We start from the raw sequence: 20412 nt of genomic DNA, 5'->3' as shown, positions 1-20412 counted from the left end.
CATGAAATTTATATGTATTATTCCGTCTCGCTATGCATCTACACGCCTTCCCGGCAAACCGCTGGCGGATATTGCGGGCAAACCGATGATACAGCGCGTATATGAACAAGCATCAAAGGCCCGCAAGCTGGAACAGGTTGTTGCGGCAGTTGATAATCCAATGGTGTATGATGTGGTTATCACATTCGGCGGGCATGCCGTCATGACCCGTGAGGATCATGCCAATGGCACAGATCGTCTGGCAGAGGCCGTTTTACATTTTTCTGATGCTGATGTTATCGTTAATGTACAGGGAGATGAACCGCTTATTGCGCCAGAGGTTATTGATGCCTTATGTCAGGCGTTTGAGGATGATCCGGACCTTTCTATGGCAACTGTCGCGGCGCCCTTGGCAGAGGAAGAGTATAATGATCCCAGTGCCGTAAAAGTTGTCCTGAACAGAAAAAATGAGGCAATGTATTTTTCCCGGTCACTCATACCTTATCCGCGTAATTCTTTTGGAAATGGGATACAGCCATATAAACATATCGGTATATATGCCTATCGGCGGCCATTTCTTTTGCAGTATGCTGCCATGGAGCAAACACCGGCAGAAAAAGTAGAATCGTTGGAACAGTTGCGAGTTTTGGAAAATGGTTATAAGATTAAAGTGATACCAACAAATCACCAATTTATTGGAATTGATACACCGGAAGATTTGCAGCATATCCGGAACTATTTTGCAGATAAAGGGGAATAACGAATGGAACAAGTAAAACAAGTCAAGATTGGTAATACAACAGTCGGTAATAATGGAAAATTGTTTGTTATGGCTGGTCCGTGTGTTATCGAAGACTCTGACCGCATCCTCAAAATTGGACAGGAAATGAAGCGGATTTGCGAAAAGCTAGGCGTTACATATATTTTTAAAGCTTCTTATGATAAGGCCAATCGGTCCTCGTATCAGTCTTTCCGCGGACCGGGTTTGCGCGACGGGTTGCGTATTTTAAAAGAAATCAAACAAAAATTAGGCGTACCGGTTATCAGTGATGTTCATTCTATTGAACAAATCGGGCCGGCGGCGGAAGTTTTGGATGTACTCCAGATCCCGGCATTTCTTTGCCGGCAGACAGATTTGCTGGAGGAAGCGGCGAGAACGGGAAAGTGCATTAATGTGAAAAAAGGGCAGTTTATGGCACCGGCTGATATGAAAAATGTTCTTGAAAAAATGTCACATGTGGGAAATGAAAATTTGATTCTGACAGAACGGGGCTTTTCCCTGGGATATCATAATTTGGTTGTGGATATGAGAGGCTTTCCGATTATGAGGCGCTTTGGATACCCTGTTGTATTTGACGCCACACATAGCGTCCAACTCCCCGGAGGTGCTGGTACAAAATCGTCGGGCCAGCGTCAGTATATTGGTACGTTGGCTCGGGCCGCCGCCGGGGCAGGTATTGACGGTGTATTTATGGAGGTCCATGATAATCCGGCAGAAGCTTTATGTGACGGGCCGAATATGCTGTATTTGTCCCAGGTGGAAGACGTGCTGCGGGATATGATTGCAATTCATGACATTACCCTGCACAGCGTCAGTACGGAGAAAGAATAACAGAGGTGAATGAAATAATGGATATATTAGAAGAAGCAAGGGATGTGCTGCATCAGGAAGCCAAAGGTATTGAACGTCTTATTCCCACCTTGGATCAGAATTTTGTCAATGCCGTCAATATGATTATGGAATCCACGGGCCGCGTTATTGTCACGGGCATGGGGAAATCAGGACATATTGCACGCAAGGTTTCGGCGACCTTGTCCAGCACGGGAACTCCTTCTGTTTTTCTGCATCCGGCAGAAGGTATTCATGGTGATCTGGGTATGGTGACCGGGGAAGATGTTATTCTGGCTTTTTCCAACAGCGGTGAAACGGTGGAAATTTTGAATATTCTTCCGTCGCTGAAACGCATCGGAGCTAAGCTCATTTCTATTGTAGGCAATCATAACTCTACACTGGCCAGAAATTCGGATATTATTCTTGATGCTTCTGTTGAACGGGAAGCTTGCCCTTTGGGCCTGGCACCGACGACAAGTACTACGGTAGCGCTGGCTCTGGGAGATGCTTTGGCGGTTGTGTTGTTATCGTGCCATCATTTTACGAAAAATCAGTTTGCTATTTTTCATCCGGGTGGTGCGTTAGGGCGAAAATTGCTCCTTACGGTGGAAAATGTTATGCATAAAGGAAGCGATAATCCTGTTATTTCTGAGGACAGTACCGTGCAGGATGCATTGTTTATGATGACCGAAAAAGGGCTCGGAGCTGTTTCTGTAGTTGATGAAAACGGCGGCTTGATTGGATTGGTGACTGATGGAGACGTACGCCGCGGCCTGGAAACGGGCTCTAATTTTCTTCAGTGGCCGGTAGATGCCATGATGACCAAAAGCCCGCGATTGATTACAGATGATAAATTAGCAGCGGAAGCACTGCACATTATGGAAAAAAATCAGCCCCGTCCTATTACTGTCCTGCCCGTTGTCGATAAGGACAATAAGGCAGTAGGTATGATTCATTTGACAGATCTGCTGCGGCAGGGAGTAGTCTGATGGAACGGCAGGCATCGATCAAGCTCCTGGCATTTGATGTAGACGGTGTCTTGACAGACGGTATTTTGTATTATGGTTCATCCGGCGATATGCTGAAAGGTTTTTCAGCCCGTGACGGCATGGGCATATCCCTTGCCCGGGCCGGCGGTTTGAAAACCGCTGTTATCACAGGCCGTCAATCGCAGATGGTTGAGCAGCGTTCTCACGATCTCTGTATTGATATTATCATTCAAAATGCGGCCTGTAAGCTTGCTGCGATGGAACAGATATGTCGGAAATTAGGAATTGGGATAGAAGAAGCTGCCTACATGGGGGATGATCTTAACGATGCAGCTCTCATTGCTCGGGCCGGTCTTGGCGGGACCCCGTCAGACGGATGCGCCGAAGCGCGTCAGGCCGCGGCTTTCATATCGTCATACGCCGGCGGTCATGGTGCGCTGCGTGAATTTGCTGAATATATTCTCAAGCGGCAAAATACATGGGATGCCGTTGTCAGCCGTTATTTCAGCGGTCAAACTGTAATGAATCAATAAGAGAAAGGAGAGTCTGTATTGTGTTTAATGAGTGGCAGTATTATGCGGTGCGGGGATTGGAAAAAATTCTTTGTCATCTTTCGTACCCTACCATCATTTCATTGGGACGCAAACTAGGCCCCCTTGTAGGCATATTTCTTAAAAAGCAGAGGCGGCGCGGTGTCTTTCATGTAATGCGTGGGATGCATTGCAGTGAAAGGGAGGCCTATCAAATCATTGACGGGTTATTTTCTAATTTGGGGCAATCTTTGGCAGAGATTTTGTATACGCCTCGGCTCAATACGAACAACATTGCTGATTTTGTAACGCTGGATCATCCGGAACGCCTGGAAGAGGCGCTGCAGCAGAATAAAGGAGTTATTGTTCTGACCGGACATATCGGGAATTGGGAATGGATGGGTGCATCTTTGGCCTTATATGGATATCCGACCACGACGATCGTCAAAAAACAGCCTAATGACCAAGTGACTCGTCTTTTGAATGAAAATCGTAAAATGATGGGACTGGAAGTCTTTGCCCGCGGCGGAAATGAAATGGTCATTGCGGCACGAGCGCTGAAACGGAAAAAAATATTAGGTTTTTTAGCTGATCAGGACGGTGGATTTCATGGCGTTCCACAAGTTTTTTTGGGAAAAATGTCTTCTACACCTAAAGGACCTGCCATGTTTGCACGGAAATTTCGATCTCCTATTATACCTGTTTTCGCAATTCATGATGAGCGCCATCATCATAAGGTTGTTATCGGCGAAATTATGTATTATGAAGATACGGGCAATAAAGAGGAAGACGTTGCAAGACTGACTCGTAAAATGGCGGTATTGACAGAGAATTTTATTAAAGCACATCCGACGGAATGGCTGTGGTTCCAGCATCGCTGGAGTACGGAACCCGAAGATATTATTGCATTGCATCAGAAACCGGAGGCAGACGGCAGTGATCATACAACAACTGAAAAAACATAAGGCTATGCTGGCAGGACTGACCCTCCTTATTGCGTTTGCTGTCTTATTGTATTGGTTTATGAATCCGGGCAAAACACCGGATCAGGAAGTCAATCCCGATCGACTGGTGGAATTTGAGGGTTCTGAGCTGGAAGAAAGCAAGGATGGAAATCTGGTCTGGCGTCTTACGGCAGACAAAATCATGATTGATCCGGATACGCAGATTATGTATTTTATTAATCCTAAGGCGTTGCTTGTCAGCAGCGACGGGACGGAAATGACTGTCACTTCGGAAAAAGGGATTGTAGATAAAACCAAGCAGACTATCCAGATTCAACCTCCGGTTAAAGCGGTAACTGATAAGGGAGATACGTTGCAGACTGATGGCAGTGTGTATTATAATATGGATACGCATGTAATTAAAGGCGGTAAAGTTGTTATGAACCGTCATGATAATACGACCCTGCGCGCGGATGCCTTTGAAACAGATTCAGGATTGAATAAGGTAAGTTTGACAGGGCATGCACAAGTGACAAAGGGGGAATAAGAAATGATACAACAGTTGCGGAAAAAGGTATTGGTTGCTGTCATAATGGGTATCATGCTTATGCCCGTGTCCGGCTCGATTGCGGCCGACAATCCGGCTGTTTCTGCTACAGCGGATGCGTTGGAATATAACGGTAAGACGCAGGTTGCGACGGCGACGGGAAATGTCGTCATTGTTCGGGAGCAGGCGACGATGACAGGTGATAAGGCCATTTATAATTTAAAAACAGCGGAAGCTGATATGGAGGGCAATGTGTCGGTTCAGCAGCCTGAAATGAATCTGACTGCATCTAAGCTTCATTCGGCCAATAGAAACTATGTTATAGCGACAGGCGATGTACGCGGTGTTTATGGAGATAAGAAGGTAAATGGCGATCAGGTCGAATATTACCTTGATCAGGATTACAGTATCGTCACGGGACATGGATATTTGGAAGCACAGGGTTCTCAGATGTGGGCAGATCATATCAGCGCATGGTTTAAGCAGATCAAGGCAGTAGGCACCGGAAATGTTCATATTGAATCGCCGGCAGATAGCTTAACTGCCTATGCTAATCAGGCCGTATATAACCAGACACCGGGAAGCAATGATGGCGTGATTCACCTGACCGGGGATGTGCATGCGACGCAGAATGGAAACTCTCTTACGGGAAATAATGTGCAAATCCGTCTGGCAGATAATTCCGTCCAAACGATGAGCCGTTCTACTATTGTCATTGTTCCGGGCAATGAATAAGGAAACGAGAGGAACCGCATGTATATTGAGACAAAAGACCTTGTAAAAACCTATAAAGAAAGAAATGCTGTCGATGGCGTCAGTATCCATGTAGATCAGGGCGAGATCGTCGGTCTTCTGGGCCCGAACGGAGCTGGGAAGACGACGACCTTTTACATGATTGTCGGTATCGAGCATCCTGATGGCGGTACGATTATGATAGATGGTAAAAATATTACAGGTCTTCCCATTCATAAGCGGGCCGCTTATGGTATTGGCTATTTGCCGCAGGAAGCATCTATTTTTCGCAAGCTGACAGTGGAAGACAACTTGCTGGCTATGCTGGAAACGACTGCGCTGACTAAAAAACAACAGCATGAAAAGGCTGTGGCCTTGATGGAGGAATTTTCAATCATAAAGCTGCGGGATCGGTTGGGCATCCAACTTTCCGGCGGTGAACGGCGTCGTGTTGAAATCGCGCGATGTCTTGTGATGGATCCGGCTTTTATTTTATTGGATGAACCTTTTGCCGGGATTGATCCGTTAGCAGTCAGCGATATTCAAGGTATTATCAGTCATTTAAAAAAACGAGGCATGGGCGTGCTCATCACGGATCATAATGTCCGCGAAACGCTGAGTATCGTAGATAAAGCATATATTCTGAGTGAGGGAAGAATTCTGTTAGAAGGAAGCCCGGAAATGATTGCGACCAATCCAGTTGCTAAAAAATTCTATCTCGGTGAAGAATTCAGAATGTAACGGTCGGGGAGACATGAATGCGAATATTAGATAAGTATATACTTAAAGAATTTATTAGTCCTTTTTTGTTCGGCGTTTGCGCATTTACCAGCGTATTTGTCGGCACAGGGACACTATACCGTATTGCCAATCTCATTAATCAGTACGGGGCATCAGCCTGGGCGGCCTTTCGCGTGTTGGTTCTGGCGATGCCGTCGATCATCGTCATGACGTTTCCCATGTCTGTACTGCTTGGCGCTTTGATGGCCTTTGGCCGTATGTCAAGTTCCAGCGAGATGATTGTCATGCGTTCGGGCGGACAGAATTTCATTCGTCTTTCCATGCCGATATTTGTAGCGGCATTTGTAATATCTCTGGGGACGACGGCTTTTAATGAATTTGTGGTTCCCAAGGCTAATAATGCGTACAATACAGTTATTAATGAAGAAATCAAGCATAATATAGCGCCATCGACACAGGATCATATTATTATTAAAAATATAAAGGGGTCGGATATCTCAAGCCTTATGTATGCCCGGCAATATGATGCAGAGACAAGGGAACTGCGGGATATTACGGTGCAGGAATTTGAAAATGATGTTCTTATGCGTGTAGAGAAGGCAGACAGAGCCGATTGGAACGGGACTAAATGGGTAATGCACGAAGGCATCATTTATGATGTTTCAGGCGGTGAAGGCGTTAAAAGAACGATGAAATTTGCAAATCAGGCGCTGCCCATTACACAACAACCGGGAAAAATCAATACTTCTCAAAAAAAGCCGGATGAACTGACGATCCGTGAGCTGCGGCAGCAAATCAAGTTATTGGATGAAAATGCTGTTGATACAAATAAGATGAAGGTGGAAATGTATAATCGGTTTGCACTGCCTTTGGCCAGTCTTGTTTGCGCTATGGTCGGTGCGCCACTGGGGATGCAGAAGCAGCGTGGCAGTTCTTCCATCGGGTTTGGTATTAGTGTTGTTGTTATTTTTATTTATTATTCCATCATGACCTTGGGGAATGCTCTTGGAAACGGGGGAAGAATTCCTCCGTATCTGGCAGCTTTTTTGCCGGATATTATCTGTGGCATTGCCGGGATTGTACTGGTGTACCGCAAGTCTAAATAACATAGGGCTGACAGTTCCGTTTTTAATTTTTTTGCGATACGGAATTGCCGGCTGTTTTTTTTAACCTCCTGTTTATGAATGAAAGAGTATAAATCTGTCAAATAAAGAATGACAGAACCTATATAATGTTATATTATAATAATGTATGGGATAAGGAGGTGCGTTATGGAATACGGATGGGTAATGCTGTTTATACTGGCCGTTATGGGCGGTATTATTGCATATCTTGGAGATAAAATCGGTTCCCAGGTCGGGAGGCGTAAAATAAAATTATTCGGTCTGCGGCCTAAATATTCATCTATCTTGATTACGATTCTGACGGGGATATGTATTGCTGCCGTGACGCTTGGTGTGATGTCCGTATTGTCGAAAAATGTACGCATCGCCTTGTTTGGCATGCATCAGCTGCAAATGCAAAAGGCAGAACTTGAAACCCAGCGGGATAAGCTTCTTATGCAGGCCCATGATTTGGGGGACGAATTAGATGAAAAAAACCGGCTTATTGCTTCTAATGAAGAACTGCTGAAACGGCAGCAGGAGCAACTGGATGGTAAAAATGAAGAAATACGCCTTACACAGATGGATCTTCAATCGGCGCAGGCTGCCCGTGATGATAAAACCCGTCAGCTTTCTGTCGTTCAGGTTGCCCTGGATGAAGCTAAAACTGATAAGGAAAAAGCGGAAGCCGATAAAAAGGTGGCCGTTGCTGATCGAGATGCTGCGCAGCAGGATCTGGCCATGCTGGAAAAAACGAAAAAGGATATGATGGATACGATTGGCTCCTTGGATAAGCGTATTCGTTTCCTTAATGAAACGATGACGAATATCCGTGAAGGAACGGTTATGTTTCGTGTCGGGGAAGTATTATCCAGTTTTGTTTTGAATGGTGGTCTGGATGAAAGCCATACGAGGGAAGAATTGAGCCGTGCCATGAGTCAAACCAATACTATGATTTGCCGGTATCTGGGGATTCAGGATGAAAAAACGGTGCTTCTATATATTTCTCCAGATGAGTTTAATGCCACGGTAAGCCGCCTTCAAAAATCTGACTCGTCTAAAAAACTTATCCGTGTGATTGCAGCTGGTAACATTATGGTAGGAGAACCGGCATTGGTTCATGTGGAAATATATGATAATAACCTGGTATACCATAAGGGAGATACTGTATATACTGTCACATTAAAAAATACCGACATTTCCAATAGCGCGGAGCTGCAGGTTATGCGTTTTTTGCATGAAGTGAACCAGCAGGCACAAAAACAAGGATTGCTTCCAGACCCGCTGACTGGGAATGTAGGTGCGCTGACGGCTACGGAAATGTTTGATACTATTTCTAAAATCAAAACACACAGCGGTTCTGATATTGTGTTGAAAGCAGTTACTACGAATGATATATATACAGAAGGACCTCTTAATATTGATATAGCTGTGGAATCTGTATATTAGCTGGGAGAGCGTCATCATGATTTTTTCTATAGATCCGGGATCAGAAAAGACGGGGATAGCCGTCCTTCGCGATGCCGGGGATTTGATTACAAAAAAAATTATACCGACAGAATCGCTGACAGAGTGCTTGGCAGAGACCTATACTGCGTTACCTTTTTCCCGAATCGTAATGGGCAACGGGACGAATCACAGGCATCTTCGTCCCGTCGTGGAACAATGGATTGCCGGCAGGATGGAGCCGATTGCTTTTAGTCTTGTCGATGAAAAATTTACGACTGTAGAAGGGCGAAGGCTGTATTTTAAATACACACCCCGGCATGGGTGGCGCCGTTTTGTGCCGTTGTCTCTGCAATATCCGCCGGAACCAGTAGACGATTTTGTCGCTTGGATTATCGGACTTCGGTATATCCGTCAACAGGGAGGAAATTTATGATTTCATATGTACTGAGAGCCTTCGGATTAGCAGTGGGGGCTTTGATATATACGATCGGTCTGGATGTGTTTTTAGTGCCCAATCACGTTATTGACGGCGGAGTTGTTGGTATTTCTCTTATGGCTGCGCAGGTGACGGGCATTAGCTTCAGTATATTTGTGGTTATTTTCAATATCCCCTTTTTTATTTTCGGATACAAAAAAATAGGAGCATTATTTACGTTGTCGTCCTTGTTTTCTGTTTTATGTTTGGCAGTTTGGAGCAACTTTATTCATTACCGGCCTGTTACATCAGATCCTTTTTTATCAACTATTTATGGTGGGATTATCATCGGGTTAGGTGTTGGGCTGATCATTCGCTGGGGCGGGTCACTGGATGGCACAGAAATACTTGCTATCATAGCAGATAAGAAAACTCCTTTTTCCGTTGGAGAAATTATCATGTTTTTCAATCTTTTTATTTTAGGCTGTTCCGGCTTTGTGTTCAATTGGGATAGTGCTATGTATTCATTAGTTGCATATTTTATTGCATATAAAATGATTGATGTGGTAACGAACGGGCTGGATGAAATGAAAGGAATATTGATTGTCACATCTCGCCATGATGAGGTGGTACACTGCATTACCCATCAAATGGGTCGGGCAGTTACTCTGCTAAACGGTGAAGGGGCATATAAGCATGAAAAAACAATGGTCTTGTACTGCGTTGTTTCCCGCTTGGAAATCACAAAGGTGAAAAATGCGGTTCGGAGCGTTGACCCACAGGCATTTATTTCTATTTTTGATATTAATGAAGCTCATGGCGGATTATTCAGACGGAAATTCCAGCATGGATAATTAATGATTGACATAATTGATATATTTGCTATTATAATAAAATAATGTTTGTTTAAATTATTGGGTACATTGAGACTTGATTTACAGTCTTGCAGGAGGCATACAATGGCACAGTTAAATTTTAATATTGAGGATGTATGTGGCACGCTATCGGAAAATAAAGACGGCTGGCGCAAGGAATTGACCTTTATCAGCTGGAACAACAGAGCTCCGAAATTTGATCTTCGTTCATGGGATCCCGATTATCAGGCTATGACCAAGGGGATTACGATGACGAAGGAAGAAGTAATGAAGCTGCGCGATGTGTTGAATGAATTGGATTTCGATAAATATTAAGGAGTGATGAAAAAGTATGCTTTCAAAAGTTCAATGACGAATGGAAAGAAAGCATACTTTTTCCATGTGCTTGCAAAACTTTACGAAACATTATATAATCTCTAGTTGTATGTACTGTTAGTACTTGGTCATAATTTTAAAGGTGATGAAATGGTTCGTATAGCAAGAGATAAACGACATACCTTATTGAGAAAACGAATAGAAGAAAATCCTTTTATCAATGATGAAGAATTGGCTGAAGAGTTTTCCGTGAGTGTTGCAACGGTACGGCTGGATCGGATGGCTTTGGGAATTCCCGAAATGCGTATCCGTATTAAGCAGAAAGCAGAAGCAGCACAGCCCAGACTCCGTAATGCAGACCTTGTAGGTGAATTAGTTGACTGTATAATTGGCAAAAGTGCCATCTCTATTATGACAGCGACTGAGGACATGGCAGATGAAGCACATATTGTGCGCTCCCAATGCTTATATGCCCAGGCAAATTCTCTGACTCGGGCGGTGCTCAACCTGCCTGTATGTATTACGGCGGTGGCCAATATTAAATATAAACAGCCGGTTACGATTGGTGATAAGCTTATCGCTAAGGCGGAGGTTATACGCCGGCGGGATCAGAAATATTATGTATGGGTGAAAATACGAAAAAACGCGAAAGAAGTTTTTCGTGCTAAATTTATGATAGAATCTTTGGAATAATGGAGCGTAATAAATGAAAATAGCTGTAGATGCTATGGGCGGCGATTATGCACCGGAAGAAGTCGTAATCGGTGCTATTGAGGCCGCTGAAACATATAATTTAGATGTCGCCTTGGTAGGTGATGAAAAAAGAATACAGGAAGTTTTGAGAAAATATGGTGCGCAGGAGAATACACGATTGACTGTCGTGCACGCCAGTCAGGTTATCGAAATGGGAGAGCACCCGGCGCAGGCTATTCGTAAAAAGAGGGATGCCTCTATTGTCGTGGCAACCCGGCTGGTTAAGGAAGGCTGCTGTGACGCCGTTGTAGCTCCTGGCAGTACGGGTGCGGCAGTAACTGCGGCCTTACTGGGGCTGGGCAGGATTAAGGGAATTGAACGCCCCTGTATTGCGACGCCGATTCCTTCTAAAAAGGGGATTACGGTACTGCTGGATTCAGGTGCTAATTCTAATAGCAAACCGCAGCATCTGGTGGAAGGTGCTATTATGGGGTTTCATTATGCCAAGTATATTCTTGGTATAGAGAAACCGACAGTAGGGCTGCTGAATATCGGTGAAGAAGCGTCTAAAGGTAATGAGTTATCCCAGGCGACCTATCCGCTGCTGGAAAAATTAAAAACGATTTCTTTTTATGGCAATGTGGAAGGTCGGGATATACCGCAGGGAACTGTTGACGTTGTCGTTTGTGACGGTTTTGTTGGCAATGTGATACTAAAGTTTGGTGAAGGCATGGCTATGTTTATCATCAGGCTGGTAAAAGATACGATCAAACAAAGCGGATTTATTGCAAAGTTAGGTGCGTTGGCAATCTACCCGGCTTTGAAATCACTGAAAAAGCGATTGGATTTTACCGAATATGGAGGAGCTCCTTTATTGGGAGTTGATGGAAGCTTTATCATTTGTCATGGCAGTTCTAAGGCTAAGGCGATAAAAAATGCGATTCGCGTTGCCGGTGAGCTGGTACAGCAGGACGTAGTAGGCCATATTCGCAAAAGTATTGAGGAAGAAGAGGTAGAACAGTATGATAGTGAAAGCTAATCCGGCAGGGATATTGGGAACCGGACACTATGTTCCTGATAAAATCGTGACGAACGCCGATCTGGAAAAAATGGTTGAAACGTCTGACGAGTGGATTCAGTCGCGTACGGGCATACGGGAACGGCATATCGCTCCAGACGGCATCAATACGTCGGATATGTGTACGATTGCCGCCAGGCAGGCTCTGGAAATGGCGCATACTAAACCGGAAGAAGTAGATATGATTATCGTATGCACGCTGACACCGGATACAACAATACCCTCGACAGCTTGTATTGTTCAAAAAAATCTGGGAGCTGTTCACGCTGCTGTGTTTGACTTATATGCAGCATGTTCCGGCTTTGTGTATGGAGCAATCACGGCTTCTCAATATATCGAAAGCGGTATGTGTAAGCGAGTTCTCGTTATCGGTGCGGAAATATTAAGCCGGTTTATGGACTTTACGGACCGGAATACGTGTGTATTATTTGGTGATGGAGCTGGTGCTGCCGTGCTGGGTCCCGTAGAACAGGGGTATGGTATTTTGGGTGCTGATATGGGTGCAGACGGCAATGGCGGCAAGTATCTGCATATCCCTTCGAGTGGGGTGGCGATTCTGCCGACAGACGAAGCGCGGGCGAAACATTTGACATATATCAAGATGGACGGCAAGGAAGTATATAAATTTGCTGTCAGGGTGATGGGGCGAACGGCTGAAAAGGCGTTGGAGCGGGCTGGCCTTACGCATGAGGATATTGATTTGCTGGTTCCTCATCAGGCGAATATCCGCATTATTCAATCGGCTGCTAAACGGCTTCACCTGCCAATGGAAAAAGTTTTTGTAAATATTGATAAATATGCCAATACCTCTGGGGCATCTATTCCGATTGCTCTTGATGAAGCTAATCATCAGGGCTGCATGAAAAAGGGAGATATTATCGTTCTGGCAGGATTTGGCGCTGGTCTTACGTGGGCTGGTCTGGTTATGAAGTGGTATTAAATAGAGCGATGAGGTGATATAACAATGAAGAAAGCATTTATTTTTCCCGGTCAGGGCGCACAGAAAACAGGAATGGTCAAAGACTTGTATGAAGCATATCCAGTTGTGCGGCATCTTTTTGAAGAAGCCGATGACGCATTGGATTTTTCCCTGACCAAGCTGTGCTTTGAAGGACCCGATGAAGAATTAATGAAAACGTATAATACCCAGCCGGCTATTTTGACAGCAAGCACTGCCTGCTGCCGCATATTGGCGCAGGAAGGAATTACGCCGGATATTGCCGCAGGGCATAGTCTTGGGGAATATTCCGCACTCGTGGCTGCCGGGGCACTTACTTTTGCGGACGCAGTGCGAACGGTACGTCTGCGCGGACAGTTTATGCAGGATGCCGTTCCTCTCGGAGAAGGCGGTATGGCGGCTATTTTGGGATTGGACGAAGATAAAATTCAGGAAATCTGCGGACAAATTTGTTCTGATGGCGGAGTTGTTCAGGCTGTTAATTTTAACTGCCCCGGACAAACTGTTATTGCCGGCAGTACAAAGGCTGTGGAAGCCGCCGCTGCGGCAATGAAAGAAGCTGGGGCTAAAAGAGCTGTTCTTCTTCAGGTCAGTGCACCGTTTCACAGCACGTTGATGGAACCGGCGGCGAAACGGCTGTCAGAGGTTTTGGATACGATTTCTATTTCCAATGCCCGTATCCCCGTAGTGGCTAATGTGAATGGCAAGGTGGAAACAACGGCAGCTGATATTAAGGCGTCTTTGGTCAAACAGGCGGCCAGTCCGGTTCGTTGGATTGAATGTACGAAAACAATGGTTGATTTTGGTGCTGAAACGTTTATTGAAGTAGGGCCGGGTAAAACTCTTTGCGGGTTTAATCGTAAGATTGACAGGAAAATCCACAGCGAAAATGTGGAAGATATTTCTTCCTTACAGAAAACACTTGAATTTTTCCAGGGGGTTCGATAAAATGCTTTTAACAGGAAAAAACGCGATTGTAACGGGTGGTTCACGTGGGATTGGCCGTGCCATTGCGATTTCTCTGGCACAGCAGGGCGCAGCCGTAGCTGTCGTGTATGCCGGTAATACGGCGGCGGCAGAAGAAACTCTGCAAATGATAGAAGAAAAGGGCGGACACGGTATTCTTTTCCAATGTAATGTTGCGGATGATGTGGCTGTTGCGGATATGGTAAAGTCAGTGAAGGAGCAATTGGGTTCCGTGGATATTCTGGTGAATAATGCTGGCATTACGCGTGACGGACTGCTGATGCGCATGAAGGAATCAGACTGGCAGGCTGTTTTGGATATAAACCTGACAGGTGCATTTCACTGTACCAAGGCTGTTTCCAAGATCATGATGAAGCAGCGCAGTGGCGCTATTGTTAATATCACTTCGGTTGTTGGTCTTACCGGCAACGCCGGGCAGGTTAATTATGCGGCTGCAAAAGCCGGAATTCTTGGATTTACTAAATCAGTTGCTAAAGAACTGGCATCTCGCGGCATTCGTGCCAATGCGGTGGCACCAGGCTGTATTGATACCGATATGACTGCTGTTTTGGGTGATTCTGTTATTGAAGAAATGATAAAAACGATTCCGATGGGCCGTGTTGCAAAACCGGAAGAGGTGGCTCAGGCCGTGGTATTCCTCGCATCGGATAATGCCAGCTATATTACCGGACAAGTTCTCAACGTAGACGGCGGTATGGTAATGTAATATAGGCAGGTAATCCCATTGAAAGGGGGTGAATTGGAAATGAGTGAAGAAACTACTTTTGAAAAAGTGAAGAGCATTGTTGTTGAACAGTTAGGCGTTGACGAAAAAGAAGTCAAAATGGACGCTGCTTACATTGATGATTTGGGCGCTGATTCCTTGGATATTGTTGAATTGATCATGGCCTTCGAAGAAGAATTCAATATCGAAATCCCTGATGATGTGGCAGAAAAAATTAAAACCGTTAAAGATACGGTTGAGTACATTGAAAAGGAAAAAAAAGCGTAAGTACGCAATAAGAGCCGGAAGGGGGAACCGAGGCGGTTTCCCCGGATGGTGTCTTGAATGGAGGAAAACAGAGTGAAGCTGCCAGAATTAAAAATAGGTAGGCTTGTAGCAAAGGTGCCAATCATTCAGGGCGGCATGGCAATCAGACTCTCCACAGCCCCGTTGGCGGCAGCCGTAGCGAATGAAGGCGGTATTGGCCTCATTGCGGCATCTGGCATGCCCTTTGATGAATTGAGATATGAGATCCGTTTGGCAAGAAAATTATCTCCAAGCGGTATTATTGGTATAAATGTTATGGTTGCAGCCCGTGAATTTAAGGGAATTGTGATCACTGCAATTGAAGAAGGAATTGATCTAGTCGTGGCAGGTGCAGGCTTTTCCCGTGATATGTTTGCCTGGGGGAAAGAAAGCGGCACGCCTATTGTGCCTATTGTATCCTCTGCCAAGCTAGCTAAAATATCCCAAACCCTGGGTGCTTCTGCTATTATTGTAGAAGGGGCAGAAGCAGGCGGGCATCTGGGAACCAATCGTTCGAGCCGGCTTATTGTGCCGGAAGTAAGATCTGCTGTAAATCTTCCTGTTATTGGTGCTGGTGGCATCTTACATGGTAAGGATATTGCAGAAATGCTTCGTCTCGGTGCTGATGGCGTGCAAATGGGAAGCCGTTTTGCTGCCAGTGTTGAATCTAACGGTGCAGATGAATTAAAAAAGGTTTATTTACGGGCCAACAAGCCGGAAGATTTTATCCTGATACATAGCCCGGTAGGTCTTCCCGGACAGGCTATCCGTACGCCTTTCTCTGAACGTATTCTTTTGGGGAAAGCCCCGAAGCCGGATCACTGTGATCAGTGTCTGAAAAAATGCAGTCATAAATACTGTATTATCCGGGCATTGACCCGGGCACAGCAAGGGGACGTCGAAACAGGGCTGGTGTTTTCCGGCAGGAGAATGCAGGAAATTCACGACATTCTGCCTGTAAAAGACATATTTGAATATCTTAAACGTGAAGTAGATGAGATTCCCGATTCGTTCACGGTTTAATTTTTTATAATGAGGTGAAAACTTTGGAAAAACGTGTAGTAATTACAGGTTTGGGTGTGATTTCCCCTGTAGGAATCGGCAAAGATGAATTTTGGAATGCATTGCTGAACGGTAAAAACGGAATTGGTCCTATTACTCATTTTGATGCGACAGAATACGCTGCACGCATTGCTGGGGAAGTGAAAAATTTTGATCCCGGTGATTTTGGTATCGATAAAAAAGAAGCCCGGCACATGGATCCTTCGACGCAATATGCGGTTGCAGCTACCAAATTGGCATTAGATGATTCGAAAATGAATTTGGATGAAGAAGATCGGGATCGTATTGGGACCATTATTGGAACCGGTATCGGTGGCATGGAAACGCTTCATAACTTATATAAGGGACTTTTCTCTAAAGGTCCTTCCCGGGTAAATCCTTTTGTTGTACCAAAAATGATCGGTAATATGGCTGCAGGGCAGGTATCTATTGTTTTTGGCCTGCTGGGCCATTGTGCCAGTGTTGTCACTGCCTGTGCGACAGGGACGAATTCTATTGGCGATGCCTATCGTATGATTCAGCGTGGGGAACTTGATGCAGCTGTTGCCGGCGGAACGGAAGCGGCGGTTTCCCCCGGTGCTCTTGCAGGTTTTGCGGCCATGAAGGCTCTCAGTACACGCAACGACGACCCAGAACATGCTTCCCGTCCGTTTGATAAAGACCGCGATGGGTTTGTCATGGGCGAAGGCTCAGGTGTTGTTGTCCTCGAAGAACTGGAACATGCGGTTAAACGGGGAGCACATATTTATTGTGAAATTGGCGGCTACGGAAGCAATGCTGATGCATATCACATTACAGCTCCTGCTCCCGATGGCATACAGCAATCTAAATGCATGCAGCTGGCTATTCAGGATGCTGGTCTTAAGCCGGAAGATGTAGATTATATCAATGCGCATGGAACTTCTACGCATTTGAACGATTTAAACGAATCGGAAGCAATCGCCCGTGTATTTGGTGACCATGCCACAACACTACTGATCAGCTCGACCAAATCTATGACGGGACATCTCCTTGGTGCCGGTGGGGCAGTAGAGGCGATTGCCTGTGCAATGACGATCGAAACGAGTAAGGTCCATCCGACGATCAATCTTGTTGAATCGGAGGATGAATTGAAAGAAATAGGACTTAATTATGTACCGGGTAAATCTGTAGAAGCTAATGTAGATGTGGCAATTTCTAATTCCTTTGGATTTGGTGGACACAATGCTACCCTTTTATTTAAAAAATATGCTGAATAAAAAAAATGAACGTGTTAATGAATAAAAGAAGAAAAGAACAGTTAGAACAATTTATCAACGTACTGGGGATTTCGTCTTTTCATAATTTATTGATTCTGGATCAGGCTTTGACACATTCGTCTTATGCGAATGAAAATAAGGCGTATCGTGGCTATTACAATGAACGTTTGGAATTTTTAGGTGATGCGATTCTGGATCTGGTTGTCGGTGAATATTTGTTTCTCCAGTATCCGCATATGCCGGAGGGAGAGCTTTCTAAGGCCAGAGCCAGCGTTGTCAGTGAGACGCCTCTTGCGTCGGTGTGCGCTGCCTTTCATATGGGCGACTATATTCTGTTGGGCAAGGGTGAAGTGGCCTCTGGCGGCCGGCTGCGGGCCAGTATTATGGCCGATGCATTTGAGGCTGTTGTGGGTGCTATTTATATTGATTCATCTTATGAAGAAGCGCGTAAATTTATTCTGCATCAATTGAAGGAATATTTAGCCCTGGTAGCAAGCGGCGATTATGGCAAAGACTATAAAACACTGTTTCAGGAATTTGTTCAGCGTGACGGCGAACAGCAAATTGTATATTCTCTGTGTCGTGAAGATGGGCCAGATCATGATAAAACCTTTTATATGGAAGTTATTGTAAATGGAAAAGTCCTTGGTGAAGGGGCAGGAAAGACAAAAAAGGATGCGGAACAGCATGCTGCCCACGAAGCGTTGAAACGATTACATGCGATGTAAAAGGATGTGGCTCTGCCACATCCTTTTTTGAGGTATTGGTGATGAAAACTTCTGTAATTCCTATTTTTATTCCGCATATTGGCTGTCCTTACCGCTGTGTGTTTTGCAATCAGTGGCAGATAACGGGACACCGTGGCGTGCCTGACGCCGCGGATGTACAGCATAGTATTGATACGTATACTGCCGGTGTAACGGAACCCCGCCATTGGGAGGTTGCTTTTTACGGCGGCAGCTTTACCGCTATTCCAACGACTCTGCAGGAACAACTTTTGCAGCCAGCCTATGAAGCGCTGGCTACTGGACATATTCAAGCTGTTCGATGTTCTACACGGCCTGATTTTATTACTCAGCCCATACTGGATCGTCTTCGGTCTTTTGGCATGACGATTGTAGAGCTCGGGGTGCAGTCAATGGACGACAGGGTTTTGGAACTGGCAAAGCGTGGACATACAGCGGCGCATGTTCTGGAGGCGACAGCACTGCTGCGGGCGAATCATTTTACTGTGGGACATCAGCTTATGCCCGGGCTTCCCGGTGAAAATTGGGACAGTCTGAAGCAGACGACGACGGCTGTCTGCCGTCTTCATCCGGATATGGCACGTATTTATCCGGTAGCGGTTCTGGATCATACTGAATTGGCAGATATGTATCGGGCAGGTAGGTACAAAGCACTGACTGTTCATGAGGGGGTTGAGAGGGCTGCCTATATGAAGCAGGCTTTCCTGGAGCATACTATACAATGCATTCGTACGGGCTTGCAGGCGACGAAGGATCTCGATGACAGCACGCAGGTTCTGGCCGGAGCCTATGCGCCGGCTATGGGGGAATTGGTTGATACCAGACGATATGGTCAGCAGCTTTTTGCACTGCTGGATATACTGGAGAAAGAGCCCATAATGATTTCATATCACCGGCGGGACACGTCGCGAGTTCGTGGTTACCGTAATGTGACCTTGATCGGAGCTGGACGACGTTATGGAAACCAATTGCAATGGCGGGAGGATTCCACAGTCATGCCGGGCTGTATCCAAATTGGTACAGCATCTCAGGGACGATATGAGATTTATACCGATATGAGAATGATAAAAAAGATAGAATGCAGTACATGAATATTTTATAAAAATCATTTTATATTGATTGATTTTTAGCGTTGATTACCGGGAATTATATGAATAATTCTGGTTCAGCACGACGGATAAATTCCTGTTCTAAAGCTTTTTTATGGTATAAATAGGTTTCATCATCGTAATAACGGGCGCCAGCCGGACAGCCCTTGACACAGGCACCGCACTTGATGCAAAAGCTGGTATAGCTGTGACAGTCATCTGCGATAGATCCCATAGGACAGAGATGAACGCAGCGCCCGCAATTTGTACACTCCGAACTGATTTTAGGAAACACGCTGGTGATTTTTTTCTGGGTACCGTCTTTTTTTTGCGGGATATAATACGGACGGTATGGAATATTGCCTTTTACTTGTATAGGCGTAGCATAGGTTTCTGTCAGAAGAGAAGAAGCGGCACTGTCGGCTAAGCTGCGAGCCTGTACCAGATCCGCTTTATCGGGACGGCCTTTACCCAGCGTGTAGGAAAAGGAATGCTCGCCAATAAAGGCCCCGCCAGCTATGGTATGAATATGATGCATTTCCATTATGTCACGGAGCTCAATTAAAGCGTCATCATAGTTACGGTTGCCATATACTACAACGGGGATGCCAAAAGCCTCACCACCTTCGGACTGGTTTAAGTAAGAAAGCAGAAAATTGGGGACGCGGCCGGCATATACGGGAACTCCGAAAATGATCAGTACGTTGGAGGGAAAATGCAGGATTTCCTGACGTTCTGACGGCAAGGTGAAGCTATGTGCTTTCCAAGGAAGCTGCATGCGGCGGGAACATTCTTCTGCGATCGTTTCCGTGATTTTTTTTGTCGTTCCTGTAGGACTGAAGTATACGGCGGCAATGCGGGAAATTCTTTTCATGATCGCCACTCCTTTCATTATTTGAGACATGGTTTTTTATTAAAAAAAATGGTACAATGCATATGTATGTAATGCATATAATTCATGTGGTATAAGTATATCATGGCAGGGGAATAGAATACAATACAAGTTCTCCGAAAGCTGTGATATCCGGCAGAGATAGTGAGGGATCGTGCATGCAGACTGGATATATATACTCACTTAGTGTAAAATAGTTCTCGGTAAGATATTGCAAAAAAAAGAAAAGACCTAGATAATAGATATATTGCCTAGCCAGCAAAATATATCACAACCGAAGGTCTTCTCATGGAATATATTATAGCAGAAATTATCAAAACAATAAAGGAATCCGATACCGCGATCATACGCGAAACAAAATTATTGCAGCTGTTTATGCGGATTTTCACAGAGGCACTGGTTTGTGCGTTAGAAATCATGGATACAGAAT

General features: G+C 45.2%; 24 protein-coding genes. 23 read left to right on the top strand and 1 reads right to left on the bottom strand.

All coding sequences use genetic code 11. From position 1 onward, the window contains the following. The first annotated feature begins 1 nt into the window (after window position 1). The 23 genes from kdsB to AB840_RS04855 all read left to right on the top strand — a co-directional run bounded on the left by kdsB (window position 2) and on the right by AB840_RS04855 (window position 19093). On the top strand, window positions 2-739 hold the full coding sequence (kdsB, locus tag AB840_RS04965; RefSeq protein WP_048513737.1) for a 3-deoxy-manno-octulosonate cytidylyltransferase: 738 nt from the start codon (window positions 2-4) through the stop codon (window positions 737-739). A gap of 3 nt (window positions 740-742) precedes the next feature. Next, a complete protein-coding gene (kdsA, locus tag AB840_RS04960) occupies window positions 743-1591 on the top strand; it encodes a 3-deoxy-8-phosphooctulonate synthase (protein WP_048513736.1) in 849 nt (282 codons plus the stop codon). 17 nt (window positions 1592-1608) lie between these two features. Further along, the gene (locus AB840_RS04955; RefSeq protein WP_048513735.1) at window positions 1609-2580 is read left to right on the top strand and encodes a KpsF/GutQ family sugar-phosphate isomerase; all 972 of its coding nucleotides are present in this window, start codon (window positions 1609-1611) and stop codon (window positions 2578-2580) included. Then, window positions 2580-3113, top strand: a complete 534-nt coding sequence (locus AB840_RS04950; RefSeq protein ID WP_048513734.1) for a KdsC family phosphatase — start codon at window positions 2580-2582, stop codon at window positions 3111-3113. Before AB840_RS04955 ends, AB840_RS04950 begins: the two co-directional genes overlap by 1 nt. Before the next feature lie 20 nt (window positions 3114-3133). Then, the gene (locus AB840_RS04945; protein WP_048513733.1) at window positions 3134-4075 is read left to right on the top strand and encodes a lysophospholipid acyltransferase family protein; all 942 of its coding nucleotides are present in this window, start codon (window positions 3134-3136) and stop codon (window positions 4073-4075) included. Continuing rightward, window positions 4047-4601 (top strand): LPS export ABC transporter periplasmic protein LptC, encoded by a 555-nt coding sequence (gene lptC / locus AB840_RS04940; RefSeq protein WP_048513732.1) that lies wholly within the window; start codon window positions 4047-4049, stop codon window positions 4599-4601. Before AB840_RS04945 ends, lptC begins: the two co-directional genes overlap by 29 nt. A 3-nt stretch (window positions 4602-4604) precedes the next feature. Then, window positions 4605-5336, top strand: a complete 732-nt coding sequence (locus AB840_RS04935) for an LptA/OstA family protein (protein ID WP_048513731.1) — start codon at window positions 4605-4607, stop codon at window positions 5334-5336. 18 nt (window positions 5337-5354) lie between these two features. Beyond that, window positions 5355-6074 carry an LPS export ABC transporter ATP-binding protein gene (gene lptB, locus AB840_RS04930; RefSeq protein WP_048513730.1) on the top strand — a complete coding sequence of 240 codons (720 nt, stop codon included), beginning with the start codon at window positions 5355-5357 and terminating at the stop codon, window positions 6072-6074. 17 nt (window positions 6075-6091) lie between these two features. Beyond that, window positions 6092-7180 (top strand): LptF/LptG family permease, encoded by a 1089-nt coding sequence (locus AB840_RS04925; RefSeq protein WP_048513729.1) that lies wholly within the window; start codon window positions 6092-6094, stop codon window positions 7178-7180. A gap of 165 nt (window positions 7181-7345) precedes the next feature. Continuing rightward, on the top strand, window positions 7346-8626 hold the full coding sequence (locus tag AB840_RS04920; RefSeq protein WP_048513728.1) for a DUF3084 domain-containing protein: 1281 nt from the start codon (window positions 7346-7348) through the stop codon (window positions 8624-8626). Window positions 8627-8642: 16 nt separating this feature from the next. Beyond that, a complete protein-coding gene (locus AB840_RS04915; RefSeq protein WP_048513727.1) occupies window positions 8643-9059 on the top strand; it encodes a RuvC family protein in 417 nt (138 codons plus the stop codon). Then, window positions 9056-9895 carry a YitT family protein gene (locus tag AB840_RS04910; RefSeq protein WP_048513726.1) on the top strand — a complete coding sequence of 280 codons (840 nt, stop codon included), beginning with the start codon at window positions 9056-9058 and terminating at the stop codon, window positions 9893-9895. The genes AB840_RS04915 and AB840_RS04910 overlap by 4 nt, the downstream gene beginning before the upstream one ends. Before the next feature lie 105 nt (window positions 9896-10000). Continuing rightward, window positions 10001-10231: a YdbC family protein gene (locus AB840_RS04905; protein ID WP_048513725.1), complete on the top strand. Its 231-nt coding sequence runs from the start codon at window positions 10001-10003 to the stop codon at window positions 10229-10231. 150 nt (window positions 10232-10381) lie between these two features. Continuing rightward, window positions 10382-10924, top strand: a complete 543-nt coding sequence (gene fapR / locus AB840_RS04900) for a transcription factor FapR (RefSeq protein ID WP_048513724.1) — start codon at window positions 10382-10384, stop codon at window positions 10922-10924. A gap of 13 nt (window positions 10925-10937) precedes the next feature. Next, the gene (plsX, locus tag AB840_RS04895; protein WP_048513723.1) at window positions 10938-11963 is read left to right on the top strand and encodes a phosphate acyltransferase PlsX; all 1026 of its coding nucleotides are present in this window, start codon (window positions 10938-10940) and stop codon (window positions 11961-11963) included. Continuing rightward, a complete protein-coding gene (locus AB840_RS04890) occupies window positions 11947-12942 on the top strand; it encodes a beta-ketoacyl-ACP synthase III (RefSeq protein ID WP_048513722.1) in 996 nt (331 codons plus the stop codon). The genes plsX and AB840_RS04890 overlap by 17 nt, the downstream gene beginning before the upstream one ends. Window positions 12943-12966: 24 nt before the next feature. Continuing rightward, complete coding sequence (fabD, locus tag AB840_RS04885) at window positions 12967-13908, top strand: ACP S-malonyltransferase (protein ID WP_048513721.1); 942 nt, start codon at window positions 12967-12969, stop codon at window positions 13906-13908. Between the two features lies 1 nt (window position 13909). Next, complete coding sequence (gene fabG / locus AB840_RS04880) at window positions 13910-14653, top strand: 3-oxoacyl-[acyl-carrier-protein] reductase (protein ID WP_048513720.1); 744 nt, start codon at window positions 13910-13912, stop codon at window positions 14651-14653. Window positions 14654-14692: 39 nt separating this feature from the next. Next, window positions 14693-14938, top strand: coding sequence for an acyl carrier protein (locus tag AB840_RS04875; protein WP_048513719.1), 246 nt, complete (start codon window positions 14693-14695; stop codon window positions 14936-14938). 72 nt (window positions 14939-15010) lie between these two features. Further along, entirely contained in the window at window positions 15011-15979 is a 969-nt protein-coding gene (locus AB840_RS04870) for an NAD(P)H-dependent flavin oxidoreductase (RefSeq protein WP_171969706.1), read from the top strand. A 23-nt stretch (window positions 15980-16002) separates the two neighbouring features. Beyond that, window positions 16003-17256 carry a beta-ketoacyl-ACP synthase II gene (gene fabF / locus AB840_RS04865; protein ID WP_048513717.1) on the top strand — a complete coding sequence of 418 codons (1254 nt, stop codon included), beginning with the start codon at window positions 16003-16005 and terminating at the stop codon, window positions 17254-17256. A gap of 17 nt (window positions 17257-17273) precedes the next feature. Further along, window positions 17274-17984, top strand: a complete 711-nt coding sequence (rnc, locus tag AB840_RS04860; RefSeq protein ID WP_048513716.1) for a ribonuclease III — start codon at window positions 17274-17276, stop codon at window positions 17982-17984. 41 nt (window positions 17985-18025) lie between these two features. Further along, entirely contained in the window at window positions 18026-19093 is a 1068-nt protein-coding gene (locus tag AB840_RS04855) for an elongator complex protein 3 (protein ID WP_048513715.1), read from the top strand. A 55-nt stretch (window positions 19094-19148) separates the two neighbouring features. Here the strand turns inward: AB840_RS04855 and AB840_RS04850 are convergent, their stop codons facing one another. Then, the gene (locus AB840_RS04850; protein WP_048513714.1) at window positions 19149-19964 is read right to left on the bottom strand and encodes a 4Fe-4S binding protein; all 816 of its coding nucleotides are present in this window, start codon (window positions 19962-19964) and stop codon (window positions 19149-19151) included. Window positions 19965-20412 lie beyond the last annotated feature (448 nt).

This window comes from Megasphaera cerevisiae DSM 20462 (assembly GCF_001045675.1).
Classification (GTDB): Bacteria; Bacillota; Negativicutes; order Veillonellales; family Megasphaeraceae; genus Megasphaera; species Megasphaera cerevisiae.
This window is presented reverse-complemented; position numbering and strand designations above follow the sequence as displayed.